The organism is Bradyrhizobium brasilense (genome assembly GCF_029714345.1).
Lineage (GTDB): Bacteria > Pseudomonadota > Alphaproteobacteria > Rhizobiales > Xanthobacteraceae > Bradyrhizobium > Bradyrhizobium australafricanum.
Genome location: NZ_CP121669.1, coordinates 1,681,654 through 1,707,096, shown reverse-complemented (window position 1 = coordinate 1,707,096; position 25,443 = coordinate 1,681,654). Strand labels below are relative to the sequence as shown.

The window sequence follows — 25,443 nt, the reverse complement described above, 5'->3', positions numbered from 1 at the left end:
AAGGCGCAGATCAACCAAGTGTAACGTCCGCGGACAGATGACGGCCGCAAGACCGACCATCAAGAATAGTGCCAAGAGACTAAGACCACTTGTCCAATTGCAGTCGGCTACTGCTCAAAGCTGACGCCTTGCTGGAGAAGCAAATTGATTGAAGATCCTGACGCGCTGAAACGTCTTTCCGTTTCGCAAGCGCAGGACGTGACCAAGCCGCGGTCGAAGAGGCGATGGAAGAACTTTATCAGCTCGCAAGGAGCGATGAGAATGCTGCAGTGGTGAAGGCCGGGCGCAAGCTCGAGGCTTTGATATCGCGCTGCCACGTTGATCCTCAGCTTTTGGCGCGTGCCCCCAGGATTGCGATCACTGCATCATCAGAGCCTTGCTGCGTGCCGCCGACATCGAGCCCGGTCTCATGTTCCGGTAGGCGTCAATCAGCGCGTGATTGCAAAGCGATGCCGCGCTCTTGCGATCTCGTCTGCAAGGTCGGTTTGGCGGCTGATGCGTTCCAACCATTTCGTCATAGTCATATCGCTGCTCTGACCTGTTTGGTTGACGATCGTCAGTGAGGGCGGTTCTTGAGGTGGCTAGGATTGCAATGAGGCTTTTCCCTTTGCAGGAGCCAGCGATGGACGGCGTGGTGACAGCGAGACCAACGCAAGAAGCGAACCGGGAGACGGATACCGCACCACTGTTCCAGCCGTACCGCCGTGGTCCATTCAATCTGCCCCATCGCGTGGTTATGGCCCCGCTGACGCGCTCGCGCGCTCGCCAGCCCGGCAATGTGCCGGGCGCGTTGGCGGCCTGCTACTATGCGCAGCGCGCCTCGGCCGCGTTGATCGTCAGCGAAGCGACGCAGGTGTCGATGCAGGGTCAGGGCTATGCATGGACGCCCGGCATCCATAGCCGCGAGCAGGTCGAGGCGTGGCAACGTATCACCGACGCGGTGCATCAGGCGGCGGGCCTGATGTTTTGCCAGCTCTGGCATGTCGGCCGCATTTCACATCCGGCGTTACAGCCCGACAACATGCTGCCCGTCGCTCCCTCTCCCATCATTCCTGCTGGAAAGGCCTTCATCGAAAATGAGCGGGGCGAAGGCGCGCTCGTTCCCTTTATACGACCTCGCGCACTTGAAATTGAGGAGATGCCCTACGTGGTAGCCCAATATGTGCGTGCCGCAAGAAATGCAGTGGCGGCCGATTTCGACGGCGTGGAGATTCACGCGGCGAACGGCTATTTGCTCGACCAGTTTATCGAAAGCGGCACCAATCGGCGCGTCGACGCCTACGGCGGTGCGGTGGAGAACCGCAGCCGCCTGCTATTTGAAGTCGTCGAGGCCCTGATGCCGGTCTGGGGACCGGATCGCATTGGCGTGCGCATATCCCCGTTGGGGAAATTGAACGACATATATGACGATGGCCCGCAAGCAACCTTTGGCTATGTGGCCGAACGCCTGAGCGAATACGGGTTGGCTTATCTACATATGGTCAACCCCGCACTGGAGCAGATGCAAAGCGGAAAGGAACCGGATCCAGCCGCTCTGGATATGGCGAAGCTGGTCCGGAACAGATTCAGGGGAACCCTGATCGTGGCAGGCGGCTTCGATGCCGAGAGCGGAGCGCAGTGGCTTCGGGAGGGATGGGCCGATCTGATCGCGTACGGCCGGAAATTCCTCGCAAACCCCGACCTGCCAGAGCGTCTGCGTCTCGGCGCGGCGCTCAACGCCGATGATCCCAGCACTTACTACGGCGGAGGTGAGAAGGGATATACCGACTATCCGTCGCTGGCCCAGGACCGTGGCGAACAGCCCAAGGCGTGCGTGGACCAGACCTGGCGATAATCAAGCTGGCATTTTACAAGAGCGCATTGAAGGCCGTCATGGTCTTATCGACTCTCACATACTCATGGTGATCGACGCAGCGAGTGCCGCCCGGCCGAGCCCGATGCGAGGACCATTCGCAATGTTCAATCCATCAACCCCACCACCGGTGAGCCGCTTGCGTCATATGAGGAATGGCCGACCGATAAGACGCAAGACGTCGTCGGCAAGGCGCACCGCGACTACCTCACCTGGCGCCGAACCGGTTTCGAACGTCGCGCTTTGCTGACGCGCAATGCAGCCGAGATCCTGAACAAGAAGGCGCGCGAGTATGCGCAACTAATGGCGGAGGAGATGGGAAAGCCCCTCCAACAGGGCGTCGCAGAAGTAGAGAAATGTGTCCAGCCTGCGAGTTCATTGCCGAAAATGCGGAGCATTTCCTGATGCGTCACCCGGTATGAACGGAGGCACGCAGGACCTTCGTCACGTTCAATCCGGTCGGAGTGGTGCTCGCGGTCATGCCTTGGACTTTTCCTTCTGGTGGGTTTTTCGCTTTGCGGCGCCGAATCTGATGGCGGGCAATGCCGCGTTGCTCGAGCATGCCTCGAACGCGCCGGGTTGCGCGCTCGCGATCGAACAGATCTTTCGCGACGCAGGCTTTCCCGAAAATCTGTTCCGCACATTGATGATCGGCAACAAGCAGGTCGACGCCCTGATCGAGCATCCGCTCGTGCGCGCGGTGACCCTGACGGGTAGCGGCGCCCCCGGACGCGCAGTCGCGAGCAAGGCTATCGCCGCGCTCAAAAAGACCGTGCTCGAGCTCGGCGTCAGCGAACCCTTATCTGATCCTGGAAGATATCGATCCCGACTCCGCGGCTGCCATCTGCGTCAGAGGCCGCAGGTGAATTCGGGCCAGAGCTGCATCGCCGCCAAGCGATTCATCGTGGTCGAAAAGGTCTGGCCGGCTTTCGAGAAACGCTTTGTTGAGCTGATGAGCCAGACCATGATGGGAGACCCGTTCGAGCGTGGGACAGAGATAGGTCCGCTGGCGCGGCACGATTTGCGCGACACCTTGCACCGGCAGGTCGCCGCAAGCGTCGGAAAGGGAGCGCGCCTGTTGCTCGGCGGCACCGTGCCTAATCATCCGGGAGCCTACTACCCCGCCGACAGTCCTCACCGACGTGAGGAAAGGCATGCCGGCCCATGAAGAAGAGTTGTTCGGTCCAGTTGCGGCAATCATCCCGGCCCGGAGCGCGGCCGACGCGATTGCAGTCGCGAACGACACCCCATTCGGGCTCGGCGGCGCCGTGATCACCCGCGATATTGAGCGCGGCGGACGGATCTCATAGTTCGAGATCGACTCTGGAACGGTCTTCGTCAATGACAACGTGCGTTCCGATCCGAGGGTGCCCTTTGGAGGCATCAAGGAAAGCGGCTATGGGCGTGAATTGTCCTGCTACTGCATCAGGGAGTTCGCCAACATCAAAACCGTGATGGTGTACTCATGAGGCTGCAGGCGCAGCTGAAGGCGCATGCTGGCGCAACCATTGGCGTAACACCTCGGCACCCACAGCGCCCGCGCGCTGCGCGACGACATTGCCTTTATGGAATAGCATCAGGGTTGGAACGCTTCGAATGTTGTAGCGGGTCGACAGCTCGGCTTCCGCCTCTGTGTCGACCTTCAGGAAACGAAGTTCCGGTTCGAACTCGCCGGCCGCACGCTCGAAAATCGGCGCCATCACCTTGCATGGCCCGCACCATTCCGCCCAGAAATCGACCACGACGGGAATATCGTTGCGCTGGACGTGGGTGGCAAAGCTGCGAGCGGAAACCGGCGTCGGATGTCCCGTAAACAGGAGTTGGTGGCAATGGCCGCACTTGGCCCGGCGCGCATCTTTCCCGGCCGGAATTCGATTGATGCTCGTGCAATGCGGACAAACGATGTGGCGGGCTTGTGCACTCATGTCGGATGGCTCCCGAATTGGCTTCAATGCGTTGCCAAAGGTTGTTTGCCGTCTGGCGGCGGAAAGGTCGCATCGAGATCGGCGAGATCCTGTGGTGTCAAGCGAACGTCGAGCGCGCCATGGTTCTCGCGAACATGCTCCGGCTTGCCCGAATGCGGTATCGCACATACGCCGTCCTGGCGCAGCACCCATGCCAGCGCCACTTGTGCCGGGGTCGCGCCGAGACGAGCCGCAATGGTCTTGAGTGTGACATGACGCAACACACGGCCCTGCTCGATCGGTGAATAAGCCATAACGGGAACGCCGCTGCGCTGGCACCATGGCAAGAGGTCGAACTCGATGCCGCGACGCTCGAGATTGTAGAGCACCTGATCGGTCGCGACGTTGGCACCATTGGGCAAGTCGACAAGTTCCTGCATGTCGCCGATATCGAAATTGCTGACGCCCCAGTTCCGGATCTTGCCTGCGCCTAGCAAAGCCTCGAAAGCGTCGACGGTTTCTTCCAGCGGAGTGCGTCCTCGCCAATGCAGCAGATACAGATCAATCTCATGCACTTCAAGCCGGGCTAGACTTCGGTTGCAAGCCGCTACCGTGCCCTGTCGGGTGGCGTTCTGAGGCAGCACCTTGCTCACAAGAAAGATTTCGTCGCGCCGTCCTTTGATGGCCTCGCCGACGAGCCTCTCGGCGCCACCATCGGCGTACATTTCGGCCGTGTCGATCAGGCTCATGCCAAGATCGATGCCGAGGCGCAGCGCTTTGATCTCGTTGCTCCGGTTCAGCGGATTCTCGGCCATGTGCCAGGTCCCTTGGCCGAGCATTGGAATGTGTTCACCTGAAGGAAGTAAGGTAGTGCGGGTGGCCTCGGTGACGGTCATGACGCGGGTCCTTTGTTCTTCACGGCAGACTAATTTTCACGCATAGCCCAGCGTGACGGATGGCGCAAAATTGAACATCGCCGGTGCCTGGATCGACAAACCAGATCACCGGCAGGAACGAGTTGAATATCGCGGAGCCCGTCACTGGATGCGCGACATATGTCTCGTTTAGCGATGGCCTGCCGATCGTCGGGTCGAGTTTGACGCACGAGCCATTGTTCGCCGTCAGGTCACGATAGTTGTAGCGCGCCGAACAGACGAAAAATTGATTTTCTTTTTTGTCAATCACATAAGCCGTAGCCGTCCGGTAAGAGGTGTTGGACTTGACATCCGGCTCAGGGAACAGCTCGTAGCGCACGCTACCTTGGCCGAACGCTGGGGATACGACAGCGATCGCGAGAAACGTGACAATGCCTTGCACTATCTTCCGCATGGCCAATCCCGAACGAATGAGCCACACTAGCCTCTTCATCGCCAGCAAGAGTTGACCGCTATCAATTCAAGAGCGGAAACCGCCATTGCTGGCCGATACCTGCCAACCGCTAACCGGTCCGTGTTACGCTTGCCGCGCTATCGGCGTTCGGTATGCCCCTGAATCGCACAGCTTGCGCCCGATAAGATGCGCCTCTCATGGATCTGAGATACGCAAAGTGTCGCAACCAAGGGCTGATTGACAGATATCAGCGCGCCGATTCCGCATGGCCGGTTGTTGATGGTCTTCACTACCTGTTTCGCGTGGGCACGCATCTAGCGTGAGGAATATGCAATCGGCAAAGCCTCATTACAACGAGACCTGCTCCCATTACGCGTCGATGCGGCAGATCCACGCCTTCATCGAGCATTGGCGGCATGGTGATTTTGGATGTGCGATTGCTCTGGCTAGTGCCGCATCGGAAATGTTGCCCGAAATCGAAGAGCACCCTTTCGGGAGCTGGAAAACATCTCGCGCGTCAATGAGAGCTCCAACTGGTTGATCCGCGGCGCGTCTCGAGAGCCCCTGAAATGCGGTCAAATCGATACGGTAGTTATTGAAGAGCTCGACGCCGTCCTCGCGATCCATCGCGTGATCCTGACGTTCGAAGCGGTCTTTTGGACGGACACGACCCCGCAAATGAAGAGCTTTCGCAATTGCGCGCGCACGCAATGCAGGTCGCGTCTCAATCATCGTGAGACAGGGCAACTGACCCCGGTCTAAAATTGCTCGTTGTCAACGACCGCGTTGACTCACCGCGTTATCATCCAGACCACGACCGCAACTCCATCCCGACGCGAGAGTGATGTGTTCCAAACGCGCCTGAAACGACCCATTGCCATTTCAGCTGCTTGTATCCTCGCGCTGGCATCACCGATACTATCGGCGCACGCACGCGACGACGGCCGCCATGCCAATTCGCCGCTGAAGGCCTGGTTCGACCAGCTCAGATCGGGCAAGGGGCCCTGCTGCTCCGACGCCGACGGCACCGCGGTCAGCGATGTCGATTGGGAAACCCGCGACGGCCACTACCGCGTACGGCTCGACAACCAATGGATTGACGTTCCGGATGAAGCTGTCATCACCGAGCCGAATAGAGTGGGAAGAACCATGGTTTGGCCGATCCGCGACTACATGGGAACTACGGTCCGCTGCTTCATGCCGGGCAGCATGACTTGATTTGAAATGCGCGTGGATTATTGATCCCGAGGCACCTGATCTTAGCCCAGCGCCAGGGTGACTTCCTCCGCAAGCTCGCCGTCAGTCCATGGCTGCTGTAACGTCGCTCTGTAAAAATCCGCATCCTGCATTCCTTCAACTGGTTATCTCGCCATTCCCGGTCATCAATAGAATGGTGGAGAGAGTGCAATTGGTTTACCTTTCTGGCAAAGGCCGATCCATTCTTTTCCGACGAGGCAAGTTCCAAATGGAGATGTAAGCCGAAGGTGGCGTACACTTCCTCGCGTGGCAGTCTGCGGGCGAAGAACATCTGGCCTCAGCCAGCACGTTCAACGGTCGACTACGATGACTTCCGTCCGCTGTAAGTCGGGCCGCGACGTGTTCACTAATTCGAGCAGGCCGGCTAGAGGCGCAGTATCCGGTTACGCTCCTTCTGCCGCTCCGCCGCTAGCCCGGCAATCCGGTCATACTCCTCGGCCATCTTCAGCAGGCGATCGGCTGAGATTCGTAGGCCGAACTGCTCCGCTTTGCCTCTCGTTTTCGCGGCTCGTTCTTGCCAATGTCGTGGATCAAGCACATCTGCTATATTCAGCTGCGTACTTACTCATCTTGAGGCAATGTTTCGAATCTGCCCGGGAGCTTACAGGTCATGCCGTCATAGCGCAGGCGCCTGAATTCGATCCGTCACATCAGCTGATCTTGACGGCCATCAATTTCCGGCCCGCGCCTCATGTGCTTTATTTTCGCAACCGACGGCAACATCCAACATCGCCAAGCGTTGGGCACCACTGCCAACCGGTCACATTGCAAGGAGAGACAGCATGAGAACTTTCGTGATAGGCCTTGCGGGTATCATGACGACTTTGGCCGCATGGCCCAGCTCAGCTCAGGTCTGGGAAGAGGAAGTCATTCGTCCTCCACCTCGCGTGGTCGAACGCGACGTGGTCGTGCGCGAGCCGGCGTGGCATAGCTACGCCTGGGACGACTGCCGGATAGTAGTCGAGCGCCGCCAACGGCCGGACGGCACTTTGATCGTTCGCAAAGTCCGGCGCTGTTAGAACTCGCGACAGGTGCCTGCGCTGGCAGGCGGTCGGCGCACGAGGATCACGCCGTGCCCGCTAAGAAACCGTCGATCTCAATACGATAGCGGCGGCGGGGGCCGCGGCGTCACGGATGGACCGCTCGCGGCTGGGAAGCTTGAGCTGCACCATGGATATTGGACCTGTCGAGGCAGTGAGTTGCGCCGTTTGGCGGCTTCCCAACAGTCGACGTTGGATGCGGACTCATGGGGCTCGCACAGATTGCCCCTTGGGCTGACAGTGTTCCTCCCAAGCTCTACGGTGGGACAGAAAGGGTCGTCGCGTGGCTGGTCGATGAGCTCGTAGCGTTTGGACACGACGTGACCTTGTTTGCGAGTGGTGATTCGAGAACGCACGGCAAACTCCATCCTTTCTGGCCTCGTGCTCTTCGGCTTGGCCGCCCAGCCGCGATCCCATGGCGGCGTGCGCCGCTCTGTTTGAGGCCATGTCGAGCCGCGCAAAGGATTTTGATGTGATACACGCCCATATTGATGGGTACATTTGCCGCTGTTGAGCCAACTCGCTGTACCTTTCCTCACCAGAATGCATGGACGCCTTGATCTACTTGGCCTCTCTGACGGGGCTCGGGAGTTTCCAGCGGCCTCTTTCGTGTCAATCTCAGACAATCAGCGTCTGCCGCTGGCCGCTGCGAGCTGCTGCGGCACGGTCCATCACGGCCTCCCGCATGATCGAAGCAATGGCACGCGCGACGCCTGTAATTTGCTCGGTACCAGCTGGAGGAAAACATACGGGGCTTCGTGGTCGAGGGTGAGGAGGAAGTAGCTATGCGGTTAGCCGTCTCGGCCAAGTTTGACCGCCGCAGGGTACGTGTACGTTCGAGGAACGCTTCACGGCAAATCGTATGGCAAAGGAATACCTCGCGCGTTCGGAGGCTCCCGAAGGTCATTTGAGCCACCGCGCGTTAGACCGTGCACATGCGTTGACGGCCGTCAATGCGGCGAACGCGATGGCAGCGTAGCGCATGCCAATGCAGATCAAGCCTCCGAAGCCATCGATTGGTAATCCGGGGGACCGATACTCTGGTTTTGAATGTGCCAATCAAGGAGACAATCAATGGTGACTACAATGCAACGCGCACCCGCGACGGAGAGCGGAACTGCGTCTTCCCTGATCGCAAGCGACCGCGTCGAAGGCACCGCGGTCTATGATCCACAGGGCAAGCGCATCGGGAAGGTCGAGCGGCTAGTGATAGACAAGGCCGGCGGCCGCATCGCCTACGCGGTCCTGAGTTTTGGGGGATTCCTCGGTATCGGTGGGAGCCACTATCCGATCCCTTGGCCGATGCTGAACTACGATCAGAAGCTCGGTGGATATCGCGTCGACATCACCGAGGAGCAACTCAAGAAAGCCCCGAAGGCCGAACCGGTGGAAAGCTGGGAGGAGGTAAATCCGGACCGCGACGAGCGGGTCTATGGTTATTGGGAGCAACCCGCCCCGGTGCAAGAGGGCCACACCTCGTCCCTCATCACTAGCGACAGCGTGGAAGGAATGCCGGTCTATGACGTACACGGCAAGCGCATCGGGAAGGTAGAGCGCCTGATGATCGACAAGCTTACCGGCCAGATCGCCTACGCGATCCTGAGTTTCGGCGGCTTCCTCGGCATCGGAGAGAGCCACTACCCTATTCCCTGGTCGATGTTGACCTGGAATGAAAAGCCCGATGGCTTCCAGGTGGACATCACCGAAGGAGAGCTTGAGAACGCGCCGAAGATCGAGCAAGGGGAAATCTGGGAGCAAACAGCTCGGGCCCGCAACCGGGACGTCTACGACTATTGGCAGGTCAGATATTATTGGATTGCGGCCGCATCCGACGTCCCGTGAACACTATCGCGGGCCTCTCATCGAAGCATCACACCTCGGCGCGCCGCCGAAATCGTCGATTCCAGCGCAGCGGACGCGTATCGCTTGGCAATCGCGCCCCGGCCGCGCGCTCGAACTGACGCAAAGGCGATAGCTGAGCGGTTCGAGCATTACGAATCTCGCGCCGGAAATTAGATCTCGCGCTGGAAGTTGCACATCATAGATTAACGAGCAAAGTAGTGCACCTTGTAGCGGAAGTCGGCCACAAACCTCGATCCGCGGCAAGGCCCTGCCATGCGCAATGCCGCCCTTCGAGCCTGTTGGCCCTCCCTTTGCCGACGCGACCTCGCGACGTCTTGCCGCGGGATGGGCTTGCCGTCATTCTCCAACGGACGTCACTCTCGTTTTTGCGGACGGTGACGCAGGCATTGCAGCCGATGTTGCGGCCGGCACCACTTACGCCGCCTTGATCTGACAAAGAGTGCCTTCGGCTCCGGCATGCCGGTCGACGGATCGTATCCGTAAGTCGTGAGCGTGTTCACGCTCTCGCCGAGTAGGATCGGATCGGCACCCTTCGGATACATGGGACGCAGATCGGTGCCTTCGTACCAACCGGCCAAGTGGAAAGGCATCCAGGCGACTCCCTCGCCTACTCTTTCCGTCACGAAGGCCTTCATGCGAGCCCTCGAATTGCTCTCCGGCCCGGTTACCGAAACCCATCCGCCATCCTTGATTCCGCGGGCGCATCCGTCGGCATCATGACAAACATCAATTTCCAGACAGATTCTTTCCTCCCGCCCCATCTACTGCGCGCCGATACCACAGCTCTCTTCGCTGTGATTGCCAAAAGTGAGAGTACCGAGGACCGCCTGCCCCGCCCCCTATACGCATCAGCAAACCGCAAGGCCGAACTGGTGAGGCGGCATTCATCGAGGCTCTCCCTTCGTGCAGCCACGCCACGCGTTACTGTTTAGGAGAAGGATCAACGATGCTCTTGGTTGCACCGCTCGGCGCGGGTTGCATGTCTGGCGGTGTGCCCCCTTGTGGACTTGTCGGTGGAGCGCCGCCCGTGCCGGTCGATAGTGGGCCGGTCCGGCCCTGTGGCTGGGGTTGACCGTGATTGTCCGGTAATACCGTGCGGCCGGTACTCCAAGGAGAGTCTCCCGACTTGTAATCTTCACTCTGCGGCTGGGCTCCGCCCATGGAGCTGCAAATGCCTAGGATGAACGCGGCAAGAGTGACGACCCAGGTGCACCAACTCAGCATGTGGTTTCTCCCTCTTGTCGAACCAGCGGAGCGGTGAGCCTAAGCGTAGACGCGTGGATTTCGGTCAGCATCGGCCGGTCGTACTCGAGATTGGCAACCGCAATCCCACCCGAAGCGACCACAACAACGACACAGTTCGAGAAGTGGGTTAGCGGCTCAACGACACCTCTGTTTAGCCTACATGCTGATCGACAGTGGGGACATGCGGCAAAAGTCCGAATTTATTCAGATCAGCCTATTCAGCAGCGTTCATCTTCTCAACACTCGACCGTCTTTCGTTCCAAGAGCGGAAGCGCTGCAGAGTATGCCGCTGCAGTTTTCTTATGGCGTTGACGGGGATCAACTTTCATGACTCGTAGTTGATCAACTGAAGATCCTAATCACGCGAACGATACCACTTCGATAACAGACATTCAACGAAAGCGGCTTCGCCGGCTTTTAAGTGGCGCATCGCAGTGGTTTCTTGATCTCGGTGAGATAATGGCGGGCAGACTTGCCAATGCGCGAACGGCGTGCCAGACCTCGGTGTTTTTCAGCCAGGTCTTGATTTCGCGATATCTTGTGTACGCCAGAGCAACGAGAGGCATTTTTATCAACTTGTCTCTGGTAAGACCGAACAGGCGCTCGATCAGGACGAGCTTCGAAAGTTCGCCGACAATCGCCGACAATCAATGTGACGCGACAACAACCAGATGCCTGTGCCGATCAGCGTTGGTTTGAACTTTGACGGCAAAATTGATGACCCTCAATGAACGTCTAATCATGATGCCCGATGCTCCATCACCCAGGTGCTGAGCAGAGGAGCAACCCTCAGATGAGGATATTGATCGTATTAACCTCGCACGACCGACTTGGGAACACTGGGAAGAAGACTGGCCTCTGGTTCGATGAATTCGCTACGCCCTATTACATCTTCAAAGACGCCGGCATCGTTCTCACACTTGCATCTCCCGAAGGAGGCCTGCCTCCGGTCGATCCAAGAAGCGAGTGGGCCGAGGCGGAGACCGAAGCGACTATTCGCTTTCGGCGCGACAGTCACGCGCAAGCCGCGTTTGCGAACACCCGGACGCTGTCGAGCATTTCGGCCTGCGACCATGATGCCGCCTTCTATCCGGGCGGCCACGGGCCGTTGTGGGATCTCGCCAATGACCCCCACTCAATCGCACTGATCGAAACGATGGCCTGCACGCGTCGCCCATTAGGGCTCGTCTGCCATGGGCCCGGCGCGTTGCGTCATACCATGGCATCGAATGGGCTTCCCCTCGTCGCCGGCAAATCCGTCACCGGATTTTCCAACATCGAGGAGGCTGCAATTGAATTGACTGACGTCGTACCGTTCCTGGTCGAAGATATGTTGAGGAACAACGGCGGCAACTATTCCCGGAACGAGAAGTGGCAGCCCTATGCCATCTCCGATGGCGATCTGATCACGGGACAAAATCCAGCATCTTCGGAAGCTGTTGCCAACGCTCTACTCGATCGACTGGGGATCAATGGCCAGACGCAAAAGTTGGTGGCGTCGCGGCTCGGAGCGTCTGAATAGTATTGCGGGCTTTGCCAATAGGAGCTCATCGAGTGAGCAGCAGCCCCATCAGCGACGGGACAGCCAAGCGCATGAAACCGTTTCTAGGTTCACTTAACCTGTTTGACTGGCGACTTCACCGCCCATTTCACTCCTGCCCTTCCGCCAGCAATGCCTTGCGAACCATCTCGAACTCCCGCAGCGAAGCAGGGTCGACCTTGGGGAACTGCAAATCGAGCCTTTCGAGCGCGCTGACGACAGTGGAGCCGATCACCACTCGCGCGAACCATTTGTGATCGGCCGGCACCACGTGCCACGGCGCCGCCTCGCTTGAGGTATGCCTGACAACGTCCTGATACGCCGCCTGGTATTTCTCCCACAGTGCGCGCTCGGCTATATCGGCCATCGAAAACTTCCAGTTCTTCGAAGGCTCATCCAGTCGCGCGAGAAAGCGCTGGCGCTGCTCCTCCTTTGATATGTTGAGGAAGAACTTCAGGATGATTGTGCCATTGCGCGCGAGGTAGCGCTCGAAGGAAGAGATGTCCTCAAACCGCTCGCGCCAGATATTCCTGGTAATCAGCTGGGCAGGAATCTTCTCCTTAGCGCGAATGTCCGGATGCACCCGCACTACCAGGCACTCTTCATAATGAGAACGATTGAAGATGCCGATGCGGCCACGCCGCGGCAGCGCGATCACGCTGCGCCACATGAAATCATGATCGAGCTCAAGCGTTGACGGCTGCTTGAAGGAATGAACCTCGCAGCCCTGCGGGTTGATGCCCCTGAAGATGCTCTTGATGGCACTGTCTTTGCCGGCGGCGTCCATGCCCTGGAAGATCAGCAGCAACGACCAGCTGTTCTGCGCGTAGAGCTTTTCCTGGAAATCACTCAACCGTTTGTGGTTGGCCTCGATGATCTCCTCGCCCTGGCCCTTGTCGAGACCTCCCCTCTCTCTGGTCTTCTGCGATTTGAGGTGAAACTCGCTCGATCCGTCGAAGCGGAACGGAGCTACAAAGGGCTTCAACTGGGCTACGAGAGATTGCGAAGGCTTTTTGTTCATGGTGGTTGAGGTGTTGGTCGGGGTTGGCCCGCAGCATGAAATCCGGTGCAAGGGTATCGAAAGCGCGATTCGCTTCTTCCCGTTCAACGATCAGCATCGTCTCGTTGGCTGCAATCAATTTCCAGCATGCAACTCTGCGCCGCTTCGTTTGTGACATTGGAGATCGCATTACGTACTTTTACGGTGCGGGAATTCGCAGCAATTAGTTGAACGTTCTTGTGGGGCGATCGTTCATCTTTCCTGTCGGTTCCCTCGAAGCGTTACCCCCAGCCAAAGGAAGGGCGTGAGTATGAATAGAAGAACTTATCCCGTGGACTGCTATCGGCGGATACTCTCGGCACAACCACGCGCAGTGAACGGCTGAACCGTTCGCCAAGATCATGGCCTGCAATCATGGTCAGGAAATTCCCAAGTAATCCGGGGCCACCGGGCCATTGGAACTACGTTGTCAATAGCGTCGTCCGGCGCTCCTCCGTGCGTTCGGACGACCGGCGGTAGATGGTTGATCTAATGCTTCCGCGGGATTTCGTTGTCTCGGATATTCAGAACGAGGCCACGATTGAGGCCATCACCGAGTCGTTGTTTATCTCGCAGCCATAGGAGCCAGAATGCCCAAGCTGAAGACCAAATCAGGAGCAAAGAAGCGCTTCAAGGTGACGGCCACCGGCAAAGTGATGGCGGCCCACGCCGGAAAGCGCCACGGCATGATCAAAAGGACCAAGAAGCAGATTCGGCAGCTTCGCGGCACCCGCGTGCTGTTCAAGACCGACGGCGACAACATCAAGAGATACTTCCTGCCGAACGCCTGAGCGCGACCCGCGCGCCCACTTAGCCGAGTCGCGTCCCCGCTCGACCTGGCATGTCGCTCTGCTGGTGGGGGACCAAGCGGACATTCAGTAAGGGAATGTGAGCAGTTGCGAATTCTGGGTACGCTAACGCAGAACGTGCCACCCACCGGCTTGCGATCCGTCAATGCAAATGGTCGGACCGGGGGGATACTTGAGCCAGCATAAGCGGAGTAGTGAACATGGATAATGCGGTGCAAATCGTTCTAGGTCTATTGCTTCTCCTGTTAGTCGGTGGCGTCGCATATTACCTGTTGCAGCATGGATCGCAGTCCCTGCGGCCGGATCCGGCAATGCGGCGACAAGCGGACTTGCGACGGCAATCGGAAACCCAGCGGGACTTTCAACGCGTCTTTTCCATGACGAGCGCGCAGGGGAAGGAGGGCCTGATCAAGCGCTGGATGGATCGGACCGGCTGCGACCGCACGGAAGCCATGCGACTGGCAATGGAAGAGTGGCGCCGGGATAACCGCTGAGACCCAGGTCTATTTTCAGTCAGTTAAGCGCCAGGTCCGATTGCCCCTTTAGCCCTGACTTGCTTTACGGCCGTCAACCAGCCTTCCGACGGACCAACCGGCGTCCATTCTTTCGATCAGACCGCCGACGACCTGTCATGAGACCATTCATGACGCCGCCGGACGTTCTTCAGAAAAATCCGCTGCACCGTATGCCTCGATCAGCGCATTTTCGCCCGTTGCTTGGGATCGACTGTTATCTGATGCCGCGTATCGATGGCGTTCCGAGCGTAAGACCTCTATCCAACGATCTCCCGCACTCAGCGCACCATTGAGAATTGTCTGCGGTCAGATATCGGGGCGTCGTTACATTGCCACGAGCCATTTGCCATGACATGCCCTTATCGATGCGCCGGCCATGTTGCCCCGCGGCGTCCAAATTCTCCCGGCCGTCTTGGCCGTCAGATAGAGTTCGATCAAGTCGTTGCGCCGAAGCCTGCGAGCTCAAGGTCCCGCCGCCGGATCGCTGGGTGCGTTCTGCAGAATCTGCCCGAGAATGCGAACCTGGACCGGCGCGGCCAGCCGACCGCTTCATGTTTCCCGGTCATCGACATCACCAACGCTGATGGGCCGGTCGTCGAACTTACGGTGACTGCCTGGATCAGGCCTTCCGAGGTAGACGACGTGGAGCAGCAGCAGGTGATGGACCGCATCGCAGCCCTGGTGGCTCGAAGCCTGGACAAGGATCTGGCGATCGGGCGCGCGAAGGGACTCGGAGGATGTCCGATGATAAGCGTTTCCTGAGATCGTCATGGCCTCACCCCTTACTATCGGCTCCGCATTCGACGGTCGCCTTAAGCTCGTCAATCGGCTCTCCGCGCATCACACGACGACATCGCCGGTCCGCTCCTTGCCAGCGCAAGCGATGCAGATCGCTCCGTCCGGGAGCGCGGACGTTGCGTGATATCAATGCGCCGCGCCGTCCGACCTCTATGATTGATAAGATGGCGGGCACACCGGTTGGCACATTCGCTGCGCCCGAGCGCGAAAGACCCATCGCATAACAGAAATGCCCCCTTCGCAACCATCTTCCTGATCGCGATGGTCTGCGTTGCCATTGTTCTTCTGCGTTGCCATTGTTCTGATGCTCGTGCCCACAGCGCCAGGGCGGCAGCGGTCCGCAAACAAAAGCCGGTAGCGTGCTTATAAGGGGTAATCGACCCCTGGCCTGCTAAGCAACATCGTCCGTGCTATGCGCCTTCAGGACCATGGCCCCTGTACAGCGGAAGCATTCCAGGGAAAGCCTCGCGGCGCGTGCTGTGCCGTCAGCCACTGGTCGGTAGTGAAAGCCTCGATGGCCCAAGAGCCGTTGAACCGGCCGAGGCCAGAGTTCTTCTCGCCGCCAAACGGACAGGTCGGCAAATCGATGACAGGCTGATCATTGACATGGGCCATACCGACCTGCATTCGCTGGGCAAAGTGCATGCCCCGGTGCACGTCGCGCGTGAACACGGCGCCGCTCAATCCAAAACTCGTTTCATTGGCCACAGCCAACGCTTCTTCGGCGTTGCCGACTCGGAGGATCGGCGCCACCGGCCCGAATATTTCCTCTGCTGCAAGTTCCATTTGGTTAGTAACGTTCACGAAGATATGCGGCGGCAATACCAATCCATTTGGCTCGCCGCTGAGCACCGGCTTAGCGCCGTCTTCGCGCGCGCGGCCAATGCGTTCTATCAATTTGCGAAGCTGCGAGTTGTTGATGATCGGGCCGACCATGGTGTCACTGTCGCTGGGATCGCCGATTTTCAGCCTCGCGACCCGCGCGGCGAAGCGCTCGACGAACGTGTGATAAACGGCCTCCTCGACAATGATGCGGTTAATAGCGATGCAGATCTGGCCCTGGTGCAGAAACTTGCCGAACACTGCGGCCTCGATGGCCTGATCCAGATCGGCGTCCGCGAGCACAACGAAGGGAGCATTGCCGCCGAGCTCCAGATCGACACGCTTGATGATCGGCGCCTCCGCCGCAAGTTTCGCGATGTTGCGGCCGACCGGCGTCGAGCCGGTAAACGAAACCACCCGCGGAACGGGATGACTGACGAAAGCGTCGCCGATTTCGCTGCCCGCGCCGACCACAACGTTGAGAAGTCCCGCCGGCAGGCCGGCTTCCTCGAAAATTTTCGCCAACAGTAATCCTCCTGTCACCGGCGTATCGCTCGCGGGCTTTACGACGACAGCATTTCCCACCGCCAGTGCCGGCGCGATGGTGCGGTTGCTCAGGTGCAGCGGCCAGTTCCACGGACTGATCGCGCCGACGACGCCGACCGGTTTGCGCCGAACCTGATTTTCCTTGCCCGGAATGTCGGACGGAATGATGCGGCTTTCGACGGCATGCGGCACCGAGGTGGCCCAAAGCATGACGGTATGAGTCACTTCCCACTCAAGCTTCGCCTTGAGCCGCGTGCTGCCGGATTCGCTGATCAGCCAATCAACGATTTCGCCGCGGCGCGCTTCCATGATCTCTGCCGCCCGGCGAAATACGTGCGCGCGGACGGACGGTGCGGAGGCAGCCCACTCCACCTGAGCCTTGGCGCCCCCTGCAAATGCAGCATCAAGGTCGCTGCGATCGGCCTGCTTGATTTCGAGGAGGACGTCGTCGGTATAAGGATTTGTGTCAACCAACCTGCTTTCTGCCCCGCCGTGGCGCCAGTCGCCAGCGATCGGCAGCAGTTCGAAGCGATCATAAGGTTGTAGGTCTATCGTTTGAACTTTTCCGCCAGGCTGTTTTGTGGCTTCGCCTCGATCGGAATTGCGTTTGGCAGTGCGCGCGACCATGTCCGTCCATCCCCTTGCCAGGTTGGGCTTCCGTAACCGACGATGACGATGCTCCGCCTTGAGGGCCGTCAACGTAATCGTCGGGAGCTTCATGCGCCATCAGTTGGTCTCGCTAGGGCGGGCATTGCCCACGCCTTTACAACCCACCTGCAACGCGGCATGGCATCAATAAAATCTCGGGATCGGACCTTCGTGCGGCGTCGGCCGGCCCGACAAGTCAAACATGATTTCATCAACGTAACACCAGCCCCAACCTTCGGGCGGATCATAGGCTTCAATGATCGGATGTTTGGTTGCATGGAAATGCTTCGTCGCGTGGCGGTTGGGCGATTGATCACAGCAACCGACATGACCGCAGGTTCGGCAGACACGTAGATGCAGCCATGGATCGCCCAGTTGCAGGCATTCTTCGCACCCACGAGCACTGGGAACAACGTCGCGAATTCCCGCCAGATGCCTGCAGCCTTGTGCCATTCCATACTCACCATACTCAATGTCTGTTCTAGTTCATGGTAGCGTGAGGGCCGGCTGGCCGGCCTTGACGATCGTCAACTTTTCAGTGCTGCCTATCGGGGCTGCATACCCCATGATCGCCATCGCACAGAGATGCGTAGCACTCCCCATCATCGGCTCGACAATTCTAGATCGTTCCTATGGGCTTAAATGCGGAGCCCAATCGCTGAACTGTCGCCGCGCGAACCCGTTTCACTCACGATCAATCATGGCCGCCAGCACCTCGCCAAAATCAGAGAAGGTCGTCTACGCTGCCGTTGTGGGCGATCTCCTGGTGGCTCTTACCAAGCTAACGCGCGCTATGCCTTTGCGAGCATCGTCAGCATCCCAGATTGCAACAGCCGGCTGGACCGATTCGCGGATACCGGGCGCGAGCTAAGGTCGGTCGGCCGATTGACTTGGCTTCTGCAACAGTGCTTCATGGCATAGCCAATCCGCCACGACGTGAGTCCGTTGGGACCGACGCAAACCGGGCTGACGCGACGACGGGAAATCGACCTGACCGAGAAAGGTCGGTGAATAGCCGATGCCGCGATCGGGACCGTCGGAGAGATTTCCAGTGAGACATATTCTCTGCTAGGCCAGCAAGAGTTCCGATTGCCTGCGGAGATACTGAAGAAGGTCGTCCGCCGGTGAGAGACTAGAGAGGCTTGACGGTACGGTAAGCTATCGTACGCGCCCATCCGCTTAAGAAAAAGGGCCCGACGATAGTCCGCCGGGCCAGGGGAGGAGCGGAAGACAACGTCTGCGGCCGACAGGCCGTCGATTGGATCAGAGTTCAGCAACTAACCCGCCGGACCGGCATCCTGAAGGATCGGGCCGAACAGATCCCAGCGCTCGCCGTTGAAGCGCATCATCTGCAACCGTTTGTGGAGACGGTAGTCAGTCGGCGAGGTATTGATCTTGATGCCAGGCAGCGCGAGGTCGCCTGTGACATCCTTGAGCGATGCCGCCTGCTTCATGGCGTTCTCGCGCGTCAGATCGTCGCCGCACTGCTGTAGCACGTCGACCGTTAAGAAGCCGGATTGAGCTGAGCTGGACAGTTGAGCGTGCGCGCCAGAGCGAGACCAACAATAGGCGCAAAAGTTCTCTGAACCAGGCGAGGATGCGACGGAGGTTGTGTCCGACGGCGGAGAGGATGACGTTGGCGGCATCGCCTGCGCGGCCCTTGAGGTAGCACCGGCCGAGGTGTCCTTCAGCTTTGAGGTGTCCGATGATGGGCTCAATGGCGGAGCGGCGGCGCAGCTCACGCTTGATGGCGCCAAAGACACCGCGCTTCTGGCCGGAGATGAAGACGCGGCGGGGATTTTGCGCGTCGTGGCCGCGGTAGCCCTTGTCGACATAGGCCCGCTCGATCGCACAGCCGGTGAGTGTCTCGGTGCGGTCGATAACGTCCCGCAATGTGTGACCGTCGTAAGGGTTGTCGGGCAGCGACCTGGCATGCAGCACGAACAGGCCACCGGGAGCCCGGCGATTGTTGGTAACGATGGAGGCCTTCACGCCGAACTCATAAGGTGCGGCGGCCTTGCCCTTGCCGATGCACTCCACCTCCGGGGCATGGAAAGAATAAAGCTTGAAGCCGCGCTGGCGCTGCTGCTGCGAGCGGATCTGCGTGGCCCGGCCAAGCGGGAGGGCGAACGCCTCCTCCAGCGTCGCCTGGCCTTCGATCTTGCGGCGGATGTCGCGGATGATCCGCCCCAGCCGGCTGCGCAGGATACGCAGCTGCCGCTGATGCCGGTTGAACTGTTTGGCATGAGCGTAACGGCCCGCCATCATCGCCGCGCTTTTGGCCACGCGACAATAGGATTGCCGCAGCCTGACCCGGTGCTTCCTCGCCAGGCGGTTCAGCCCCGGATCGCGGCATGCAGCAGTTTGGCGTCGGTCGGGAAGCTGATGGCCTTCGGTTGCACTGTGGTGTCGACCGTGACCCGCTTGAGGTCCTGGCTGCGTAACGCACCGGTCGCGTGCGCCACCCGAAGGCTCTCGGCCAACAACCGCTCCAGCTTGTCGCCGAGCCGCTTGCGCCAATGGCTCAGGTCCGAGCGCTCGTGCGGGAAAACGTGCCGGAAAAACTCTTCGCCGGTGAAGAACTGGAAGTACGGATCGTGCACCCAGCGCTCGCACACCCCCTCATCGGACAGCCCGTAAATGTGCTTGAGCAACAGCAGCCCGATCATGAAGCGGGTCTCGATCCCCGGCCTGCCGTTCTCGCTGTAGAGCGGGGCGATCTCGCCGTCGATCCAGTCCCAGTCGATCTTGCCGGCAAGCAGAACCAGTTCGTGCTTCATGTTGATGATCTGGTCCAGCCGTGCCCGGAACAGATCGTTCGATCCCGTCGTCTTGTGCTTCTTCGGCCGCATCGTCCCCTCGATGCGCCACACAAGCACGGTTCACCGCGAAGGGGAATCCACAGAACGAATTTGCAAGGTTTGCGACGCTCAAGCTTCACATCCCTGCAAATCTCAAACGCTCCCAAACCCCAAAAACAGAATCCCGTTCAATCGCTTACAGGCTTGTTCACAGCCGACTAGCACGTGGACCAGAAGCTGTGCCGCGCCATAGCCATAGGTATTGAAGTTCGAGCTCTTGTCTCCATCTGGATAATACTTCTCCATGAAGGCAAGATAGCGCTTTACGCCCGGATCGTCCTTCCATTGCGGATCGAGCGGCTCCTTGCCATAGTTGGTGCTGATGAGACCCTTGGCGTTTTCAAGCCCGGATGGTTTCAGGACGCTTCCGACGGAGGTGGCTTTCATGTCGACGATCCGCACCGGATGCCAGCCCATCTCGGCGGTCTTCCTGATCGCCTGCGCCGCCTGCTTCGGCGTGGCGGCGATGAAAAACAGGTCGGCGCCCGCATCCTTGATCCTGAGAACATGGGAATCGACGGTCGGATCGGACACTTCGTAGGACGCCTGCGCGACCATCATAGTGGCGGTCTTGTCACCGAGGCCCGCCTTGATGCCGTTCAGATAGTCCTTGCCAAAATCGTCATTCTGATAAAGCACGCCGATCTTGGCACTCGGATACTCCTTCAGGATGTATTGGCCATAGATGCGCCCTTCGACGAAGTTGTTTAGATCGTAGCCCATGGTCCAGGGAAAGTTCTTCGGATCGGAGAACCTCGAGGCGCTGGCAGCCGCGAACAGCTGCGGCACTTTCCTGGAATTGAGATACTTCTGCACGGCTGCGTTCGAAGGCGTACCGACAATCTGGAAAGTCAGCAGCACCTCGTCGCTCTCAATGAGCTTGCGCACCTGCTCCACCGCCTTCGGTGGCGAATAGGCGTCGTCATACTGAATCAGGTTGATCTTGCGGCCGTTAATGCCGCCCTGGTCGTTGATCATCCTGAAGTAGGCGGCCTCGGTCTTTCCGATCGAGGCATAGGCCGACGCCGGTCCCGAAAACGGCATGGTCTGGCCGATCTTGATCTCGGTGTCGCTGGCGCCTGGGTCGTATTTCTTCTGAGCATTGGCCGCAGAGATCGGCAGCGCGAGGGTCAACGCCATTGCCGCGGCCAGATGCAAGATTCGCTTCCTCATTCGTAATTTCCTTCGCAACTTGTTTGTTGAACGGGGTGTCAAGCAGAGCTTCACAGTGCGGCGGCCGCTTCCCTCAAGCTGCGCCGACGGCTTCGCGGGCGAGCGCGAGACAAGGGGCCGTCATATGTGCTCTCGCTATGCAAGCGAGGCGATCCTTCCGAACCCGCTGCGGTGAAAGATGAGAGGCTGCCTGCAGCTATGAACGACGACGGCGTGGAGTTTCAGCAGCACGATGACGTGATCGCCCGCCTCCAACTCCTCGCGGACAGTGCAATCATACTGGGCGATCCCCTCGGCGAGCATCACCGCACCCCTGTCGGTGATCTCGAAGGCGACGCCAGTGAAACGCTCTTGGGCCGGGCCGGCAAGCTGGCGGCACAATGCGCCGTGGTCCTCGGCAAGCACGGTGACGCCGAGGTGCTCGGCTCGGCGCAGATCGGGCCACGTGGTGGAGCCTTTCGCGACCGAGAATGACGCCAGAGGGGGATCGAGAGAGACTGACGTGAAGGAGGAGGCCGCAAGACCCACCAGCGTCCCGTCGACCTGCGCCGCCACGGCCACCACGCCCGTCGGAAACGCGCCGAAGGCGTCGCGTAATGTCCTGCTGTTCATCTGGTCCCTCATGGATGTCATGCGACTCGCGCTCGATGCGAGGTGGCGTACTCAACGACGAGATCGGTCACGGCGTCCAAAGCGGCGTGGCCGATCGCTTGCGAACTCCCAGCGGGGTCGCCGAGGACACCGTTGGGCGAGACCGCGGCGATGCCCTCGACGAACGCCCGCTGCAGGAACTCTTCGTCTACCGTGCCCAGGTATCCGGCTGCGGCCCGGTCGGGCCGAATCTTTTCGGGGTGCAGGACGAGCATCACCGAGGTCTCCGCTACGTCTGCGTGGCCACCAACATGGCTTCCCAGACCGGCGACCGACTCCGCGGACGTCCGCCACGCGTCGAGGATCGCGGCACTGTCTCTATAGACGATGACCCGAAGCGCCGGAGCGAGCGCTGCGGCCAGCCGCGGTTCGAAGTCGCGCATGATCGGGTAATTGCCGATGTGCCCGGAGAAGAGGACGACGCGGGTGAACCCGTGCGCAGCCAGGCTGCTGCAGTAGTCCAGGCAGATCGCCTCCAGCGTAGAGGGACGCACCGAAAGCGAGCCGCAGAAGCCGAGGTGGTGGGGCGAGTACCCAACCCGGACCGTTGGCAGAACCAGTGCAGTACCAAGCTTGCGGGCGATGCGGAGCGCCAGCGCGTCGGCATGATCGCTGTCCATTGACAGCGGAAGGTGAGGTCCGTGCTGCTCTATCGCGCCCAGCGGAAGGATCGCCGTGCGAGCACCGGCCGCGATCGCCTCAGCGATCTCGGAACTGGTCAGGTGTTCGATCCGCAGCTCTCGCGGTTGCTCGGAACGCATCACTTCTCGCTCCTTCAACCTTGGAGCCGCGCTTGGTCAGCGAACTCGTTGTGCTCCGCTGAGTCGTACATCTCGTCCACAAGGGCGCCGAACGAGGTGAGCACTGCAGCCCGACGGATCGTGCCCTTGGCAGTAAGCTCTCCCGCTCCCGGCGAGAGCGCACGTGGCGCGATACGGAAGTCCTTGAGCTGAAGGGGGCGCGCAAGCTCGGCGTTGAGATCCTCAATCTGTTTTCGCAAGCCCTCGTGCAAGGCGTCCCTGTCGAGCTTGCTGCCGCTCTCAGTCGGCCAGATGAGGACCGTGAGGTATTTGCGGCCGTCGCCGACGACCACGGCCTCCTCGATGAGAGAGCTGGCCTTGAGGCGCACTTCGGTCGGCTGCGGATTGATGGTCTTGCCGCCGCTGGTGACGATGATGTCCTTGGCCCGTCCGATAAGCTTGACCTCGCCGGAGGCGTCGATCTCGACGAGGTCGCCGGTGCGGTACCACTCGCCATCCATCACGTCCGCGGTCGCCTTCGCGTCGTTCCAGTAGCCGCGGAACAGCAGAGGCCCCTTCACCAGCAGTTCGCCTTCGCTACTGACCTTGATCCCAAATCGCGGGTCGGGCATGGCCTTGCCCACGGTCCCAGGCGGCGGAAAGGCGCGATCCCACTGCGCGAGGACCCAGCCGCAGGTCTCGGTCGTGCCGTACATCTCGCGCAGGTCCACGCCCCACAGCTGCCACAGGGCATGCACCTCGGGCGTCATCGCTCCCGACGCGGTCCAAGCGATGTTGACCCGGTCCACGCCCAACTTTGCGCGCAGGGGCAGGAACACCTGTTCCTGGATTTGATCGTAGCGCGCCTGCAACTCGGCAGGCACGGATTCGCCGCATCGGCGCGCGGCGGCAACCTCGCGGGCCACCGCCATCGCCTCCTCGTAAGATTCCTGGAAAGATGCCGGCGCGCCCTTGATCCCGGCCAGCGCGGCGCTGAGCAGCTTCTCATGCAGCCGCGGCGGCCAGACGATCCCAGTAGGACGTACGCCGCGCAGGGCCTCCGAGAGCTGGTCCAGGCGGCAGAAGGTCACCACCGCCCGGGTCATGATCGGCACGTAGACGCCGGACATTGCCGGAGAGACATGGGAGAGGCCCAGGAAGCTGAGCGAGTCTCGGCGGGTTGTGGTTACCTCCGGGTTGAGTACGGCGGAGCCAAGGACGGAGTACTGCAGGGTGCGGTGGGTATGGATGACCCCTTTGGGCGCTCCGGTGGAGCCAGACGTGTAGAACAAGGCTGCTGGTTGGTCGATGTGCCCGCCGAAGAGGCGCTCGTCGAAAAGCGCCGGGTTGGCCGTATCATGGCCTCGACCGGTGTCGCGCAGTGCGGCCCATGTTTTGCCGACAACCGTTCCCGGAAGTCCTGACGGGGAACCATCGAAGCTGATCACGGCTCGTAGCGCGGGAAGCTCCGTGGCAACTGAAGCGACCTTTGCCACGTCATTGTCGTCGCCAACAACCATGGCAACGGCTTCGCTGTGTCCAACCAGTTGCCTCACTTCAGCCGCGGAACTCATGGGGTAGACACCGACCGGAATCGCTCCGGCCGAGAGAATGCCAAGCGCCGCGATCACCCACTCGCCCCGGCCCGGCGCCATGATGGCAACTCTGTCGCCGGGCGCGACACGGAGGGCTGCCAGTCCGAGCGCAACCTCTCGTACGGTCGATGCGTACTGCGCCCACGTGGTCGGGATCGCGCACGTCCCATCCCACTGGCAAAATGCGACCTCGTCGGGTTCAACCTCGGCTCGTTCCTGCACCATCTGGGCGAAGGTTCGCTCGACGGCTTGGAAGTTGGCGACGCCGATATCGGTGACGCCGCTCAGTACCGGCACCTGCCGTACGCGGGCAGTGGCTGCGGGGACGGGGTTTGTGGCCATGGTCATCGCTCCGATTTGTGCAGGCCTACCGGCCTGAGTGTGGGGTGGGGTTTGGGGCGCCCCCTCGTCGGAGGGCCGCGACGACGCCCGCGCCTGTCTCCAGCCTTCGCGGAGGCCTCGGGCCACAGGGTCGTTGAACCAGCAGGCAGCCTTGGCGAGCGTCAGTTCGGCCTGGCGTCGATCAACAACGTCGTCGTAATCGTTCACGGCCTGCTTGAGCGCCGCATAGAGCACAGGCGCTCGGCGGCCGGCTTCTCGGGCCCGGCCGAGCGCCTCCTCCACCAGTCGACCAGGCTCGACAATCGCGTCGACGAGTCCCCACCGTGCCGCCTGCTCGGCACCGACGAGTTCACCGTTCAGCAGCAAGTCACGTGCAGGCCGTGTTCCGATCAGGCGAATGAGGCGCTGGATTCCCTTGTCCGCGGGCAGAAGGCCGTGTCTGATCTCGGGGAATCCGAACCGGGCGTGAGGCGCCGCGAGCACCACATCCGCGAATAGCGCGTACTCCACGCCGCCGCCGACGCAGTCGCCATTGACGGCGGCAATGACTGGAGCCGGGTATCGCTCCATCGCGACAAGAAGGTTATGGAAACCTCGCATTCGGACTTCGACCGGGTCGGCGGCGGCTCCGTCGGCTTCCTTGATGTCACCGCCGGCGCAGAAGAACCGCCCCCCGGCACCGGTGATCACTATCGGCGTGGGGTCGCCCTGGCCACGATCCCGGAACAGCGCCGTCATGGCGAGCAACAGCGCACGGTTCAGAGCGTTGGCCGGAGGCCTGTCGAGCGTTGCGACCACGACGCCGTCGTGGTCGGCCGTCCGCAGCCCGGCAGCCGCATCGCTTTCGTGCCGCACGGATAGAGCCGTCATCGGA

General features: G+C 60.2%; 19 protein-coding genes and 6 pseudogenes. 11 read left to right on the top strand and 14 right to left on the bottom strand.

Annotation, left to right across the window (positions count from 1 at the left end):
- Positions 1–622 precede the first annotated feature (622 nt).
- The 4 genes and pseudogenes from QA635_RS07795 (at position 623) to QA635_RS07780 (ending at position 3,321) form a co-directional block, all read left to right on the top strand.
- Positions 623–1,834: an alkene reductase gene (locus tag QA635_RS07795; RefSeq protein ID WP_283068204.1), complete on the top strand. Its 1,212-nt coding sequence runs from the start codon at positions 623–625 to the stop codon at positions 1,832–1,834.
- A 114-nt stretch (positions 1,835–1,948) separates the two neighbouring features.
- Positions 1,949–2,257 (top strand): aldehyde dehydrogenase family protein, encoded by a 309-nt coding sequence (locus tag QA635_RS07790; RefSeq protein WP_341850435.1) that lies wholly within the window; start codon positions 1,949–1,951, stop codon positions 2,255–2,257.
- 79 nt (positions 2,258–2,336) lie between these two features.
- Positions 2,337–3,020, top strand: a complete 684-nt coding sequence (locus QA635_RS07785) for an aldehyde dehydrogenase family protein (RefSeq protein ID WP_283068203.1) — start codon at positions 2,337–2,339, stop codon at positions 3,018–3,020.
- A pseudogene (locus QA635_RS07780) lies at positions 3,007–3,321 on the top strand (aldehyde dehydrogenase family protein). Before QA635_RS07785 ends, QA635_RS07780 begins: the two are co-directional and overlap by 14 nt.
- Here QA635_RS07780 and trxC read toward each other — a convergent pair.
- From trxC to QA635_RS07765, 3 genes are read right to left on the bottom strand one after another with little or no spacing between them, the layout of a single operon-like run.
- The gene (gene trxC, locus QA635_RS07775; RefSeq protein ID WP_283068202.1) at positions 3,316–3,777 is read right to left on the bottom strand and encodes a thioredoxin TrxC; all 462 of its coding nucleotides are present in this window, start codon (positions 3,775–3,777) and stop codon (positions 3,316–3,318) included. The pseudogene QA635_RS07780 and the gene trxC sit on opposite strands and share 6 nt — an antisense overlap.
- Positions 3,778–3,800: 23 nt before the next feature.
- A complete protein-coding gene (locus QA635_RS07770) occupies positions 3,801–4,652 on the bottom strand; it encodes an aldo/keto reductase (RefSeq protein WP_283068201.1) in 852 nt (283 codons plus the stop codon).
- A gap of 19 nt (positions 4,653–4,671) precedes the next feature.
- The gene (locus tag QA635_RS07765) at positions 4,672–5,085 is read right to left on the bottom strand and encodes a hypothetical protein (protein ID WP_283068200.1); all 414 of its coding nucleotides are present in this window, start codon (positions 5,083–5,085) and stop codon (positions 4,672–4,674) included.
- Positions 5,086–5,946: 861 nt separating this feature from the next.
- Here QA635_RS07765 and QA635_RS07760 point away from each other — a divergent pair.
- From QA635_RS07760 to QA635_RS41565, 4 genes and pseudogenes are all read left to right on the top strand, one after another.
- Positions 5,947–6,303: a hypothetical protein gene (locus QA635_RS07760; protein ID WP_425249177.1), complete on the top strand. Its 357-nt coding sequence runs from the start codon at positions 5,947–5,949 to the stop codon at positions 6,301–6,303.
- A 1,285-nt stretch (positions 6,304–7,588) separates the two neighbouring features.
- Positions 7,589–8,072 (top strand): annotated as a pseudogene (locus tag QA635_RS41705) (glycosyltransferase); the annotation flags it as partial.
- A 380-nt stretch (positions 8,073–8,452) separates the two neighbouring features.
- A pseudogene (locus tag QA635_RS41570) lies at positions 8,453–8,834 on the top strand (PRC-barrel domain-containing protein); the annotation flags it as partial.
- Positions 8,835–8,891: 57 nt separating this feature from the next.
- On the top strand, positions 8,892–9,224 hold the full coding sequence (locus QA635_RS41565) for a PRC-barrel domain-containing protein (protein ID WP_341850434.1): 333 nt from the start codon (positions 8,892–8,894) through the stop codon (positions 9,222–9,224).
- 435 nt (positions 9,225–9,659) lie between these two features.
- Here QA635_RS41565 and QA635_RS07750 read toward each other — a convergent pair.
- A pseudogene (locus tag QA635_RS07750) lies at positions 9,660–9,958 on the bottom strand (molybdopterin dinucleotide binding domain-containing protein); the annotation flags it as partial.
- 1,325 nt (positions 9,959–11,283) lie between these two features.
- On the opposite strand from QA635_RS07750, the gene QA635_RS07745 reads away from it, so the two are divergent.
- Positions 11,284–12,012, top strand: a complete 729-nt coding sequence (locus QA635_RS07745) for a type 1 glutamine amidotransferase domain-containing protein (RefSeq protein ID WP_283068197.1) — start codon at positions 11,284–11,286, stop codon at positions 12,010–12,012.
- Between the two features lie 127 nt (positions 12,013–12,139).
- Here the strand turns inward: QA635_RS07745 and QA635_RS07740 are convergent, their stop codons facing one another.
- Positions 12,140–13,051: a polyphosphate kinase 2 family protein gene (locus tag QA635_RS07740; protein WP_283071505.1), complete on the bottom strand. Its 912-nt coding sequence runs from the start codon at positions 13,049–13,051 to the stop codon at positions 12,140–12,142.
- Positions 13,052–13,659: 608 nt separating this feature from the next.
- On the opposite strand from QA635_RS07740, the gene rpmI reads away from it, so the two are divergent.
- A complete protein-coding gene (gene rpmI, locus QA635_RS07735) occupies positions 13,660–13,860 on the top strand; it encodes a 50S ribosomal protein L35 (protein WP_057836271.1) in 201 nt (66 codons plus the stop codon).
- A 218-nt stretch (positions 13,861–14,078) separates the two neighbouring features.
- Positions 14,079–14,372: a hypothetical protein gene (locus tag QA635_RS07730; RefSeq protein ID WP_283068196.1), complete on the top strand. Its 294-nt coding sequence runs from the start codon at positions 14,079–14,081 to the stop codon at positions 14,370–14,372.
- A 570-nt stretch (positions 14,373–14,942) separates the two neighbouring features.
- Here QA635_RS07730 and QA635_RS07725 read toward each other — a convergent pair.
- From QA635_RS07725 to QA635_RS07685, 9 genes and pseudogenes are all read right to left on the bottom strand, one after another.
- A complete protein-coding gene (locus QA635_RS07725) occupies positions 14,943–15,164 on the bottom strand; it encodes a hypothetical protein (RefSeq protein WP_283068195.1) in 222 nt (73 codons plus the stop codon).
- Positions 15,165–15,611: 447 nt separating this feature from the next.
- Positions 15,612–17,186 carry an aldehyde dehydrogenase family protein gene (locus tag QA635_RS07720; RefSeq protein WP_283068194.1) on the bottom strand — a complete coding sequence of 525 codons (1,575 nt, stop codon included), beginning with the start codon at positions 17,184–17,186 and terminating at the stop codon, positions 15,612–15,614.
- A gap of 165 nt (positions 17,187–17,351) precedes the next feature.
- Entirely contained in the window at positions 17,352–17,660 is a 309-nt protein-coding gene (locus QA635_RS07715) for a UBP-type zinc finger domain-containing protein (RefSeq protein WP_283068193.1), read from the bottom strand.
- Between the two features lie 824 nt (positions 17,661–18,484).
- Positions 18,485–18,715, bottom strand: a pseudogene (locus tag QA635_RS07710) (ABC transporter substrate-binding protein); the annotation flags it as partial.
- Positions 18,712–20,059 (bottom strand): annotated as a pseudogene (locus QA635_RS07705) (IS5 family transposase). The pseudogenes QA635_RS07705 and QA635_RS07710, both read right to left, overlap by 4 nt.
- Before the next feature lie 102 nt (positions 20,060–20,161).
- Positions 20,162–21,241, bottom strand: coding sequence for an ABC transporter substrate-binding protein (locus tag QA635_RS07700; RefSeq protein ID WP_283068192.1), 1,080 nt, complete (start codon positions 21,239–21,241; stop codon positions 20,162–20,164).
- A 135-nt stretch (positions 21,242–21,376) separates the two neighbouring features.
- Positions 21,377–21,853, bottom strand: coding sequence for a flavin reductase family protein (locus QA635_RS07695; protein WP_283068191.1), 477 nt, complete (start codon positions 21,851–21,853; stop codon positions 21,377–21,379).
- A gap of 17 nt (positions 21,854–21,870) precedes the next feature.
- Positions 21,871–22,653, bottom strand: a complete 783-nt coding sequence (locus QA635_RS07690; RefSeq protein ID WP_283068190.1) for a creatininase family protein — start codon at positions 22,651–22,653, stop codon at positions 21,871–21,873.
- Between the two features lie 14 nt (positions 22,654–22,667).
- The gene (locus QA635_RS07685; protein ID WP_283068189.1) at positions 22,668–25,439 is read right to left on the bottom strand and encodes an AMP-binding protein; all 2,772 of its coding nucleotides are present in this window, start codon (positions 25,437–25,439) and stop codon (positions 22,668–22,670) included.
- Positions 25,440–25,443: the final 4 nt, after the last annotated feature.